A 12,491-nucleotide genomic window follows, 5' to 3' on the forward strand; every position below is an offset into this window, starting at 1 on the left:
TGCCGTACGGCGGTCGGCGCCTGCTGTCCGGTCACCGCAGCATCATGCAACACAGCCGTGTCACCCGATGCCCAGCAGCCACCCTGAGCCCGCTGGCCCCGGCGGTCGCCACCTCGGTCGATCCGGGCCCGTTGCGCGGCGACCGGGCTTAGCGTGAGGCCATGGACGACGGGGAGCGGGCCCTGGTTATCGACGGTGAGCTGCACGAACTCCTGGTGATGCTGGCCAACGCCCGGGGTGAGACGGTCGGCGAGACCGCCACCCGCCTCATCGAGGCGGAGTTCGACCGGATCAACCCGGGGATGCTGGACGACATCCGCCGCCCCGGCGCGGCGATCAAGCGCCTGTACGCGGCGACCGGCCGGCCGGTTCCGCCGGCCTTCCAGCAGATGGTCGACCGCGAGTTCGGTGGCGCCACCGGGCTGCGCGAACTCGACGAGACCGGCGAGCTACAGCGCATGTAGGGCGCTGCGGGGGATCGCGACAACCTACAGCGCATGTAGGGCGCTGCGGGGATCGCGACAACCGGGGGGAACCGCTGCCCCCGGTGGCGCGGCGGACCGGGTAAGAATGGCCGGGATGATCGAGGCCATCGAACTGACGAAGCAGTACCGGCGGGTCCGGGCCGTGGACGGCGTGACGTTCTCCGCCGTACCGGGCCGGGTGACCGGATTTCTCGGGTTGAACGGCTCGGGCAAGACCACCACCCTGCGGATGCTGCTCGGGTTGAGCCGGCCGACGTCCGGCCGGGCGCTGGTCAACAAGCGGCGGTTCCGCGATCTGGCGCACCCGCTGCGGCAGGTCGGCGCCGTCCTCGAACAGGGCGTCAGCCATCCCGGCCAGACCGGCCGGGCCCATCTGGTCAGCCAGGCCATCCTGGCCGGCGCCGGCCGGTCCCGGGTCGACCACCTGATCGAGTACGTGGGATTGGCGCACGCCGCCGACCAGCGCACCGGCGACTATTCGCTCGGCATGCGGCAGCGGCTCGCGGTGGCGACCGCGCTGCTGGGCAGCCCGCCGGTGCTGGTGCTGGACGAGCCGGCGAACGGGCTCGACCCGGAGGGGATCGCCTGGCTGCGCGGGTTGCTGCGCGACCATGCCCGGGCCGGCGGCACTGTCCTGATCTCCAGTCACCTGCTCGCCGAGCTGGCCCAGCTCATCGACGACGTGGTGATCATCGCCAACGGCCGGGTCAGGTGCGCCGCCCCGCTCGCCGAACTGTACGGCGGAACCACCCGCCGGCTGCGGATCCGGGGTCGTGATCCCCGGCGGCTGTGGCAGGCGTTCGAGCGGGCCGGCGGCCGGGTCAGCGCGGACGGGTACGTGCTGGAGGTGGTGGGCCTCTCCCCGGAGGACGCGGGCGAGATCGCCTTCGAGGCGCAAGTGCCGATCTACGAGTTGACCGAGGACGCCCCGAACCTCGAACAGATCTTCCTCAACCTGGCGGCGGCCTGATGATCGCACTGGTCCGCAGCGAGCTGTACCGGGCGGCCACGATCCGGTCGAGCTGGGTCTCGATCGCCGTGTTCAGTGTGCTGGGTGCGCTCTTCGGCGCGGTGAACGTGGACGCCTGGGCGCTGCTGGCCGGGATGGGCGCGTTCGGCCTCGCCGTGTTGGGCGTGACCCAGCACTTCCAGCACCGTACGGCCGTGCTGCTCTATCTGGCCCGACCGGCCCGACTGCTCACCCTGCTCGGCCAGGTGGTGGCCGGCGTGATCGTGGCGGTCGGGTTCGCCGCCGTCAGCGGGGTGACCGTGCTGGCCAAGGGCGACCTGACGCAGTACCGGAACACCCTCACCCTGGTGCCGGTGATGGCGGTCTTCGGCGCCGCCAACGCGGCGGTGGTACGCCGCCCCACCTGGCTGTTCCTCGGGTACGCCGGCTGGTTCGTCTTCGTCGAGGGCCTGCTCGGCCGGCTCTCCGCGCCACTGCCGTTCTCCGCGTTCCTGGGCGCCGGCGGCGGTGACCGGACGAGCCTGCTGATCGCCGCCGGCTGGACGCTCCTGGCCCTGACCGCCGCGACGATAGCCACCCGCCGCGACCTCACCACCGACTGACTGCCGACCGACTGCCCTCGATGTGGCTACCCGGCGGGCGTCGGGGCGGCTGCCCGGGTGACCCGAAATGTTTGGCAAGTCACCGCCGGCCTGGCGTCGAACTGGACACCAGAGGCGTTATCCGAAGCCGTTCACGCCTCTGGTGTCCAGGTGAGCAGGGCGGGTGGTCGGGGTGACGAGAAGGATGCCGTGCCAGGGGTCGACGATGTCGGCGCGCGGCACCGGCAGGCGTACGCCGCAGGCTTCGACCAGTGCGCGCGGGGCGGCCCGGGTCCGGTGCTCGACGGCAGTCGGCGGGTCGCGGTGCGGGACAGCCTTTCTCGGTCCGGAGAACTGACGGGACCAGACCCGTCGACTACTGGCCGGGTGGGGGATCCCGGACGCTGATCCATCGTTCACGATGAATATCCCGACGTCCGGCGCCCCGGCGTCGGTAGTCGAGAGCGAGGATTCCCGTGCGAAGTCGTCCGTCCCGACCGGCCCGATGCTGGGCCCGTACCCTGATCCTGCCCTTCCTCGTCGTCGCCCTGGTCGTGACCGGCGGCACCGCCTACGCGGCGGCGGAGGACACCGAGCCGCCGAGCGCCCCCGGTCCGATCACCGTCGCCGGCACCACCGCCAACTCCGTCAAGCTCACCTGGGCAGCCTCGACCGACGACGTCGGGGTGGTCGAGTACCACGTCTCGCAGATCTTCACCGACATCGCGATGCTGCACCGGACTCCCACCAACAGCATCGTGATCAGCGGAATGCTGCCGTCCCGGACGTACACCTTCGGGGTCTGGGCGCTGGACGCGGCGGGCAACCGTTCGGCGGCGCCGCCGTCGCTGCGCTTCACCATGCCGCCGGGGGACGGCCAGCCGCCGACCCCACCCGTCGCACTGACCGTGGGGGCGGTCGGGGAGACCACCGTCGACCTGAGATGGGGGCCCTCCACCGACAACGTGCTGCTCGCCCAGTACGAGGTGCTGTCGTTCACCCTGACCGGGAACACCGTGGTCGGACGGGTCTACCTGATGCCACCCGCCTATCCCCGCACCAGTACGACGATCTCGGGGCTGACGCCCCGCACGACGTACCGGTTGGCGGTGCGGGCGGTGGACGAGGCCGGCAACCCCTCGGCGCTGTCCAACACGGTGACCGTGACCACCGGGCCGGCGCCCACCTGCACGGCCTACCACTACCGCCGGGGCCCGGAGACCTGGATCTCGGTCCGGAACACGGCTCCGACCACGGTCGACGGGTGGACGCTGTCCTGGGGGCTGCCGGACTCGCAGCGGATCGCCGCGATCTGGAACGCGTCCCTGGTCAGCCACACCGGCGGCATCGTCACCGCCCGGAACCTTGGCTGGAACGCGGTGATCGCGCCGGGCGTCGCGGTGACCATCGGGTACCTCGGCGGCGGGGCCTTCCTGCCGAGCGGTATCGCGCTGAACGGCCAGCCCTGCCAGGTCGGATAGCGACTCGTGTGCCAGGCCGGATAGCGACTCTGCCAGGCCGGATATCGACGCGTGTGCCGAGCCGGACGGCGGCACCCCGGGTAGCCGGCGACCGGCCGTCGGTCCGGTACGGGTGGAGGGCGCGCCGGAGCGTGCGCGCCCTCCACGACCACCGCGCCGGCGGGCCCGCCGTCCGTCTCCGGGCCGGTTCCCCGGATCCGGCTGCCGCGTGTCCTGTGGTGTCGACCGGCGTTTACCAAGGTAATCGCACCCGTGCCGGTGCTGTCGATTGACAGGACTGCCGATATGAGAAGGAGCGTCCGACCGCATGTGCCAAGGGTCGGGGCGCTGACCGGTGGGCCAACTGCCACCGTACGCCGCCGAGATCGCCGCTCAGGTCGAGCGGGTGGCGTCGTCGTCGGCCGGCGTCGACGAACAGGTGGCTGAACTCTTCACGGTGCTGCGTCGGCTGGTCCCGTACGAGGCGGGAGCGCTCCAGGTGCTGGATCCGGAGCGCTACGGGCTCGAAACGGTGTGCGCCGTCGGCTACGACGAAGCGATCATGGAGCACCTGCACAGTCCCCAGCACTACCAGGACGTGGAACAGCTCGGATCCGGCCCTGACCGCGGCCCGGTCCTGGTTCGGGACGCCCTGGTGACGGCGCCCGAAATCTGCTCTTGGACCGAGTACTTCGCGCCGGCCGGCTTCCAGGACGGCATCGGCGTCGCGTTGTTCAGCCAGGACGGTCGGCAGGTGGGTGCGCTGGGACTGCACACGGAGGCCACCGACCATCCGACCGACGAGGCCCGCGACTTCCTCGGCCTGCTGGCACCGTTGATCGCCGAGGCGGTCGACCCGGTGCGGTCCGTCGCCGCGCTGTCGACGGTCGTCACCGCCGCGGTCGCGGGGGTGGTGCTGACCCGTGGCGGTGACGTGCTTCCGCTGCCGGGACTGCCGGACCACCCGCAGCTCCGGCCCGGCTCGGCGGTGCTCACCGCCGCGGCGGAGAGTCTGGCCGAGGAGGAGCCGCACGCCGCGTTCCTCTGCCACGGCGACCCGGAGACGGGGGATCGCGGGTTCGCCCGGATCACCGTGCTGGCGTGCCCGTCGCACGTGCCGGCGTACCTGCGTGCCGTGGTGCTGCTCTCGCCCCCCGGTGAGCTGCGCGGGTTGACCCGGCGGGAGCTGGAGATCCTCGGTCTGCTCATCGACGGCTGGTCCAACCGGCGGATAGCGAACACCCTGGTGATCGCCCCGCGCACGGTCGCCGCACACGTCGAACACATCCTGGCCAAGCTGGCGGCCCCCTCCCGGACCCTGGCAGCCGTACGCGCGTTCCGGCAGGGCCTGTACCTGCCACGGTCACTGACTCGGAGCAGAAGATGACGCGTTCCCCCTCAGGGGCCGACCTCCTCCACCAGGCGGCGGTCGTCGCCGCGAGTCCGGTCGGCGCCGACCGTCCGGGGCAGTGGCTCGGCCTGCTGCGCCGGGTGGTCCCGTACGACGCGGCCTGGATCTCCCTCTTCGACGAGCGGGACCAGTTGTTCTCCGAGGTCGTCAGCACCGGGTACGACGACCGGATCCGGAACTACTTCGGCACCCGGGAGGTGGTGCGGCAGGCCGAGCAGGCGGGGTTGACCGAGTCGCCCGTCCCGCAGCGCGGCCGGGACCTTCCGGTGCCGGCGACCGAGTATCCGGTCTGGAGCGACTACTACCTTCCGGCCGGGTTCCGGGAGGGGCTGGCGGTCGGCCTCTTCACCCGGGACCGCCGGCACGTCGGCATGCTCGTGCTCAGTACCGAGGACGCGGACCATCCCACCGACGTGGAGCGGGACCTGGTCGGCGTACTGGCACCGCGGATCGCCACCACCCTCGACCCGTTGCGGTCGCTGTCGGTACTGGCCAGGGTCGTCCACCAGGCCGTCGCCGGGGTGGTGCTGACCCACGCGGGCGACACGCTGCCGCTCTGCGGCCTGCCCGGGCATCCGCTGCTGGCGGTGGGTTCGACCCTGCTCAGGGTGGTCGGCGAGCACGAGCCCGATGGTGGCGGCTCGATCTCGTTCCTCTGGCCCGCCCGGCCGCCCCGGCGGCCGTCGTCCCGAGCTGGTGGCTCCGGGCTCGCGCGGGACGGATTGTTCCGGGTCACGGTGCTGGGCTGCACGACCGCGCCGGTGCCGCTGGTCGGGGTGGTGATGCTCGCTCCGCTGCCGAGAGGGAGGTGCCCGCTGGACCGTCGCGAACTCGTGGTCCTGGGGCTGCTTTTGGCGGGCTGGACGGACGAGCGCATCGCGGTCGGCCTCGACCTCCCGCTCGCGGCGGTCGCCGAGACGGTGGAGCGGAGCCTCGCCGTTCTCCAGGCCCCGGACCGGCACGTCGCCCTGCTCCGGGCGGCCCGCCGGGGTTGGTTCATCCCACACCTGCCGGGGACGGCGCCACCGGGTTGAGCACCGTTCGTGTCCGGTGCCGTTTCCGGGGGCGGCGCTCGCCGTTCTCTTAGGTAACCGCGTCGGCGCGGACGGTGGATTGACAGGACTGCCGATACGGCGAGGAGTGGATCATCATGCGGGCGACGGCTCGGGGTACCGGTACGGGGGATGGTTGACCTGCCACCCGGTGCTGCCGAGGTCGCGGCCGACATGGAGCGGATCGCGGCGCTACCGGGAGATGTGCGGGACCGGGTGCCGGAACTGTTGAAGGTGCTGCACCGGCTGGTGCCGAGCGGCGGCTCTATGGTGCACGTGCTCAACCCCGAGCTTCGGGAGTTCGAGGGGATGGGCGAGTCCGGCTACACGGAGGCGGCTCTCGCCTTCATGCGCGGTTCGGACCACTACCGGGAGATGGAGTTGCTCGGCATGGACCGGGACCGCCCGCCGATGTGCGTACGCGACGCGCCCGTGCCGCCGGGCGAGTTGCAGTCCTGGGCGGAATTCCTGGAGCCGGCGGGCTACCGGGAGGGGGTCGGCCTCACCCTGTTCAGTCGGGACGGGCGCCACCTCGGGTTGATCACGCTGCACACCGACGACCCGGCGCAGCCGACCGACGAGGTCCGGGACTTCCTCGGGCTGCTCACCCCGATGATGGCCGAGGCCGTCGACCCGATGCGGTCGATCGTGACGCTCTCCAGGATCGTCGCCGACGCGGAGTGCGGCGTGGTGCTGACCCGGGCCGGCAATGTGCTGCCGCTGCCCGGGTTGCCGGACCACCCGCTGCTCCGGGTCGGGTCGCCGGTGTTGGAGGTGGCGGCGGCGGGGCTGCGCGAGGGGCACGTGCACAACTCCTTCCTGTGCCCGTACCCGGCGGCGGACGATCCCGGCGGCCACGTCCAGGTGACCGTGCTGCCCTGCCCGACGTCGGCACCGGCACACCTGCTGGCGGTGGTGCTCACCTCTCCCGCCGGGGACCTGCGCGGCCTGACCAGGCGGGAGTTGGAGATCCTCGGCCTGCTTGTCGACGGCTGGTCCAACCAGCGGATGGCGAGCGAGTTGGTGATCACCCAACGGACCGTCGCCGCACACATAGAACACATCCTGGACAAGATGGATGCTCCGACCCGTACCCTGGCCGCCGTCCGCGCGCTGCGCCTGGGCCTGTACGTCCCCAAGCCCCTCGCCCGGACCCGACGCTGACCCCGTCCCGCGCCGTGGTACCGGCCCGCCCGCCGACGAAGGTTCCCTGATGACCGCTCCGCCACCGCCCCCGTCGAACGTCATCCACGATCTGGCCGAGATCGCCGGGACCCCGGGTCGCGACGGTCAGGCGGCCGAGTTGCTCGCCCGGATCAGCCGGGTGGTGCCGGCCCAGGCCGCCTGGCTCGCCCTGCTCGACGACCGGCACCGCCGGTACACCGAACTGGCGAGCTTCGGTTACGACACCCGGATTCGGGACTACTTCGGCACTCCCGCGCTGCTGGAGCAGGTTGAACTGGTCGGGCTGGCCAGCTCGCCCGCGCCGCAGCGGGGCCGGGACTCGCCGGTCCCGCTGGCCGAGTTGCCGGTCTGGGGCGACTACTACCTACCGGCGGGATTCCGGGAGGGGATCGCGGTCGGGCTGTTCACCCCGGAGCGCCGGCACATCGGGATGCTCGTCATGTGCACGGACGACCCCGACCGTCCGACCGACGCCGAGCGGGACCTGGTCGCGGCGTTGGCTCCCCAGGTCGCCGCCGCGGTGGACCCGGTACGGACGCTGGCGGTGCTGGCCCAGGTCGTCCGGAACGCCCAGGCGGGAGCGGTGCTGACCCGCACCGGCGCGGTACGCCCACTGCCCGGCCTGCCCGGGCACCGGTTGCTCGCCCCGGATTCGGCGCTGCCCGGCGTGGCCCTGCACCAGGCCAACCACTGTGGCGGCTCCGCCTCGTTCCTCTGGCCGGTCTGCGTCGTGCGCCTCACGTGCCGTTCGGGGTCTCCGGCGGGGGAGGGGCACGACGACCGTTCGGGTCTGCTCCAGGTCACCGTGCTGGGCTGTCCGACCGCCCCGCCGTCCGCGGTCGGGGTGCTGGTGCTGTCCCCGTTGCCCGGCGGCCGGTCGGTGCTGACCCGCCGCGAGCTGGTGGTGGTCGGTCTGCTGCTGGAGGGTTGGTCCGACCGGCGCATCGCCGTCGGCCTGGACCTGCCGGTCGGCGCCGTCACCGAGACCGTCGCGCGGGTCGTGGTCGGGCTCGACGCCCCGGACCGGCACGCCGCGCTGCTCCGGGCAGCCCGGCGCGGCTGGTTCATCCCGCCCTGCGCCGGCCGTCCCCCGCTGGGCTGAGCGTCCGGTCCGGTCGGGTACTTCGGGTCGTCGTAGTGGCCTGGATCACAAGCCGGAACATGGAGCACCGTTTGTTACTTGAGTCGTACAAGCTCAACTAACGATGGCAGGTGTGTGATGGCAACTCTTCCGGTTCTTCCTCTGACCGACGCTGTCCTGCTGCCCGGCATGGTCATCCCGGTGACCCTGGACGCGACCACCCAGGCAGCGGTGGACGCCGCCCGGGCCACGGGCGACAAGAAGCTTCTGGCCGTGCCCCGGGTCGACGGGGAGTACGGCTCCATCGGCGTCATCGCCACGATCGAAAAGGTCGGCCGGCTGCCCAGCGGCGAACCCGCCGCCGTGGTACGCGGGCTGTCCCGGGCCCGGATCGGCTCCGGCGTGCCCGGCCCCGGCGCGGCCCTCTGGGTCGAGACCGTCGAGGTCACCGAGCCGGCACCGGCCGGTCGGGCCAAGGAACTCGCCCGGGAGTACCGGGCACTGGTGACGGCACTGCTGCAACAGCGCGGCGCCTGGCAGGTCATCGACGCGGTCGAGCGGATGACCGACCTGACCGAGCTGGCCGACTCGGCCGGCTACGCGCCGTGGCTCACCCTGGAACAGAAGATCGAACTGTTGGCCGCGCCGGACGTGACCGCCCGGCTCGAACTGCTGGTCGGCTGGGTGAAGGCGTACCTGGCCGAGCAGGAGGTAACCGAGCGGATCAACACCGACGTGCGGGAGGGGCTGGAGAAGTCCCAGCGGGAGTTCCTGCTCCGCCAGCAGCTCGCCGCGATCCGTAAGGAACTGGGCGAGGACGAGCCGGACGGCTCCGCCGACTACCGCTCCCGGGTCGAGTCCGCCGACCTGCCCGACAAGGTACGCGAGGCGGCACTGCGCGAGGTCGGCAAGCTGGAGCGGGCCAGCGACGCCTCTCCGGAGGCGGGCTGGATCCGTACCTGGCTGGACACGGTGCTGGAGATGCCGTGGAGCACGCGTACCGAGGACAACACCGACCTGGTGCAGGCCCGGCAGGTGCTGGACGCCGACCACGCCGGCCTGGCCGACGTGAAGGACCGGATCCTGGAGTACCTGGCGGTGCGCAACCGGCGCGCGGCCCGCAACCTCCAGGTCGTCGGCGGCCGTGGCTCGGGCGCGGTGCTGGCCCTGGGCGGCCCGCCCGGAGTCGGCAAGACCAGCCTCGGCGAGTCGGTCGCCCGGGCGCTGGGCCGGAAGTTCGTCCGGGTCTCCCTCGGCGGCATCCGGGACGAGGCCGAGATCCGTGGCCACCGCCGGACGTACGTCGGCGCGCTGCCCGGCCGGATCGTCCGGGCGCTGCGCGAGGCGGGCTCGATGAACCCGGTCGTGCTGCTCGACGAGGTCGACAAGATCTCGGCGGGGTACGCCGGTGACCCGGCCGCCGCCCTGCTGGAGGTGCTGGACCCGGCGCAGAACCACACCTTCCGGGACCACTACCTGGAGGTCGACCTCGACCTGTCGGACGTGCTCTTCCTGGCCACCGCCAACGTGGTGGAGGCGATCCCCGGCCCACTGCTGGACCGGATGGAGCTGGTGACACTGGACGGCTACACCGAGGAGGAGAAGGTCGCGATCGCCCGGGACCACCTGCTGCCCCGGCAGATCGAGCGGGCCGGACTGACCGCTGACGAGGTGAGCGTCTCCGACGAGGCGCTGGGCCGGATCGCCGCCGAGCACACCCGCGAGGCGGGAGTACGCCAGCTCGAACGCGCGCTGGCGAAGATCCTGCGCAAGGTCGCGGTCGCGCTGGCCTCGACCGAGGGTCCGGTACGCATCGACTCCGACAACCTGGCCAGCTACCTGGGCCGGCCGAAGTTCACGCCGGAGTCGGCGGAGCGGACGGCGGTGCCCGGAGTGGCGACCGGGCTGGCGGTGACCGGTGCCGGCGGTGACGTGCTGTTCATCGAGGCGACCAGCATGGAGGGCGAGCCGGGGCTGACCCTGACCGGGCAGCTCGGCGACGTGATGAAGGAGTCGGCGCAGATCGCGCTCTCCTACCTCCGGTCGAACGGCCGGGCGTTGGGGCTGGACCCGAACGCGCTGGCCGGGCGGCGGATCCACCTGCACGTTCCGGCGGGTGCGGTGCCCAAGGACGGGCCGAGCGCCGGCATCACCATGGTCACCGCGCTGGCCTCGCTGGCCAGCGGCCGGCCGGTACGCCCGGAGTTCGGCATGACCGGCGAGGTCACCCTCTCCGGCCGGGTACTGCCGATCGGTGGGGTGAAGCAGAAGCTGCTCGCCGCGCACCGGGCGGGGCTGACCGAGGTGATCATCCCGGCCAGGAACGAGCCGGACCTGGACGACCTGCCCACCGAGGTGCGGGAGGCACTGACCGTGCACACCCTGGCCGACGTGGCGGACGTACTGGCGCTGGCCCTGCGGCCGGCGGACGACCCGGGGCTGCTCGACACCGCCGACGGCCCGGCGCTGGCCGCCGCCTGACCTGACCCGACCCGACCGATGACGGGCCGCCCGCGATGCGCGGGCGGCCCGTCGCCGTCTCGCCCCAGGCTTCAGGCTGCCGGCGGCGCCGGGCTTCAGGTTGCTGGCGGTGGCGCCGGGTAGAGGTGGTAGCCGGCCACGGTCTCCGGGATGCTGCCGGGCATCCGCCGGGCCAGTTCGGCGTCCAGCGGTGAGCCGACCGGAGCCAGTACGGCCTGCGCCTGCGGGCGCCAGTAGCCGGGGTACCGGTTGAGTCCCCGGTCGAGCCGGTCGTCGACGACGCCGCAGGTGGTCCGCTCCGCACTCAGGTACGTGATCCAGTTGCAGGTCCAGTACCCGCCGTGCACGTACGTCAGCCGGCGCTCGCGCAGCGCCGCGAGTACGGCCGCCTTGGTCTCGCGGTCCGTCCGGTATTCGCCGACAGCGCCGGTCAGGCTCACCGTGGCGGCCAGCATGGTGGCCGTGAGCGCGGCGATCGGCAGCGCCGCCGGCACCGCCCAACGGCCGCTGGCCCTGGCCAGCCGGTAGAGCGGCCAGAGCGCCACCGGCAGCGAGACCGACAGCACCGACAGGTAGCGGGCACTTTCCACCGGTGTGTCGGCGGCGGCCGGGCTGCGTACGTAGCTGAGCACGCTGAGCAGGCCGGCGGCGGCCAGTACCAGCCAGATCGCCGCCCGGGCGCGGCCGGCGGGGTCCGGGGCCCCGGGGGTACGGAGCCGGCGTACCGCCATGACCAGCGCGACGGTCAGCAGCACCAGGACGACCGGCCCCCACCAGAGCGACCAGCCGGCGCAGGAACCTGGTTCGCACAGGCCCATGCCCAGCGGAAGGCCCAGCCAGGCGCCGCCGACGATCCGGTCCCACAGCCCGGCGTCGGTGCCGGCCCCGCCCAGCCGGAGGAAGACCGCGAGCGAGTTCTCGCCCCACCCGGCCTGCACGTTCCCGACGACCAGCGGCAGCACCCCGACCAGCAGCCCCGCCCCGACCAGCCCGGCGGTACGCCGGGTCAGCACCCGGGCGGAGCCGAGCACCACCAGCGCGCCGAGCAGGTACGGCGCCGGCAGCCAGTGGTTCCAGACGATCAGTCCGAACAGGGCGCCCCAGCCGGCGAAGGCGTACCAGCGGGTCTGGGCGCGGATGACCAGCAGGTAGGTGAGGAGCAGCAGGCCGGCCACCATCGGGGCGGTCTCCGGATAGCCGCCACCGGCGATCAACTGGTTCTTCACGATCCGGTCGGAGCCCAGCGCCAGCAGCCCGACGGTCAGCACCGCCAGGCCGGCGGTGAAGAGGCGCCGGACCAGCAGGTACATCAGCACCAGGAAGAGCGCGTAGAGCAGCAGCGTCGGTATCCGCAGCACGGTCACCGACGGCCCGGCCAGCGCGACCAGCGGCGCCGCCAGGTACGCCTCGACGGTGCCCATGTAGTGCTGGCCGTAGAAGAAGACCGGCAGGTCCCGCCCCTGCGCGATGTGCAGCGCGGCCAGCCCCATGGTGGCCTCGTCGCTGTTGGTGGGCGGGGTGCCGACCGTGGTCAGCCAGATCCGCCAGAGCAGACCGACCGCGCCCAGCGCGGCGGCGAGCCAGCCGTAGCGGTCGGCGGCGAGCCGACCGTGGCGGTCGGGTCGGGGAAGGCGGAGCGGCACGAGTCGCGAGTCTGTCACATGTTCGGCGGGTTTGTTCTACCCCGACGGCCGGCCCGACGCCCCGCCCGACATTGACCTCGACATTGCTTGAGGTCGTACTGTCGGTGGGCGCCGGTAGGGTCCGGGCGACTCGGTGTTCAAG

The 12,491-nt window shown here is 72.5% G+C and carries 11 protein-coding genes; 9 read left to right on the forward strand and 2 right to left on the reverse strand.

The features are described from left to right. Nucleotides 1–161: 161 nt before the first annotated feature. From ACQEVC_RS10425 to ACQEVC_RS10435, 3 genes are all read left to right on the forward strand, one after another. On the forward strand, nt 162–464 hold the full coding sequence (locus ACQEVC_RS10425) for a hypothetical protein (RefSeq protein WP_432875649.1): 303 nt from the start codon (nt 162–164) through the stop codon (nt 462–464). 115 nt (nt 465–579) lie between these two features. After that, the gene (locus ACQEVC_RS10430; RefSeq protein WP_432875652.1) at nt 580–1,455 is read left to right on the forward strand and encodes an ABC transporter ATP-binding protein; all 876 of its coding nucleotides are present in this window, start codon (nt 580–582) and stop codon (nt 1,453–1,455) included. Next, on the forward strand, nt 1,455–2,057 hold the full coding sequence (locus tag ACQEVC_RS10435) for a hypothetical protein (RefSeq protein WP_432875654.1): 603 nt from the start codon (nt 1,455–1,457) through the stop codon (nt 2,055–2,057). Before ACQEVC_RS10430 ends, ACQEVC_RS10435 begins: the two co-directional genes overlap by 1 nt. Before the next feature lie 117 nt (nt 2,058–2,174). Here the strand turns inward: ACQEVC_RS10435 and ACQEVC_RS10440 are convergent, their stop codons facing one another. Then, nucleotides 2,175–2,456, reverse strand: a complete 282-nt coding sequence (locus tag ACQEVC_RS10440; protein WP_432875657.1) for a hypothetical protein — start codon at nt 2,454–2,456, stop codon at nt 2,175–2,177. 56 nt (nt 2,457–2,512) lie between these two features. On the opposite strand from ACQEVC_RS10440, the gene ACQEVC_RS10445 reads away from it, so the two are divergent. From ACQEVC_RS10445 to lon, 6 genes are all read left to right on the forward strand, one after another. Beyond that, nucleotides 2,513–3,517, forward strand: a complete 1,005-nt coding sequence (locus ACQEVC_RS10445; RefSeq protein WP_432875660.1) for a fibronectin type III domain-containing protein — start codon at nt 2,513–2,515, stop codon at nt 3,515–3,517. A gap of 334 nt (nt 3,518–3,851) precedes the next feature. After that, entirely contained in the window at nt 3,852–4,883 is a 1,032-nt protein-coding gene (locus tag ACQEVC_RS10450; protein WP_432875663.1) for a LuxR C-terminal-related transcriptional regulator, read from the forward strand. Further along, nucleotides 4,880–5,941: a hypothetical protein gene (locus ACQEVC_RS10455; RefSeq protein WP_432875665.1), complete on the forward strand. Its 1,062-nt coding sequence runs from the start codon at nt 4,880–4,882 to the stop codon at nt 5,939–5,941. The genes ACQEVC_RS10450 and ACQEVC_RS10455 overlap by 4 nt, the downstream gene beginning before the upstream one ends. A gap of 150 nt (nt 5,942–6,091) precedes the next feature. Beyond that, nucleotides 6,092–7,123: a response regulator transcription factor gene (locus ACQEVC_RS10460; RefSeq protein WP_432875668.1), complete on the forward strand. Its 1,032-nt coding sequence runs from the start codon at nt 6,092–6,094 to the stop codon at nt 7,121–7,123. Nucleotides 7,124–7,172: 49 nt separating this feature from the next. Beyond that, nucleotides 7,173–8,246 carry a hypothetical protein gene (locus tag ACQEVC_RS10465; protein WP_432875671.1) on the forward strand — a complete coding sequence of 358 codons (1,074 nt, stop codon included), beginning with the start codon at nt 7,173–7,175 and terminating at the stop codon, nt 8,244–8,246. A gap of 117 nt (nt 8,247–8,363) precedes the next feature. Then, nucleotides 8,364–10,706: an endopeptidase La gene (lon, locus tag ACQEVC_RS10470; protein WP_432875674.1), complete on the forward strand. Its 2,343-nt coding sequence runs from the start codon at nt 8,364–8,366 to the stop codon at nt 10,704–10,706. 95 nt (nt 10,707–10,801) lie between these two features. Here the strand turns inward: lon and ACQEVC_RS10475 are convergent, their stop codons facing one another. Then, nucleotides 10,802–12,349 carry a glycosyltransferase family 39 protein gene (locus ACQEVC_RS10475; protein WP_432875677.1) on the reverse strand — a complete coding sequence of 516 codons (1,548 nt, stop codon included), beginning with the start codon at nt 12,347–12,349 and terminating at the stop codon, nt 10,802–10,804. Between the last annotated feature and the right edge of the window lie 142 nt (nt 12,350–12,491).

Source organism: Plantactinospora sp. CA-294935, assembly GCF_050936445.1.
Taxonomy (GTDB): Bacteria; Actinomycetota; Actinomycetes; order Mycobacteriales; family Micromonosporaceae; genus Plantactinospora.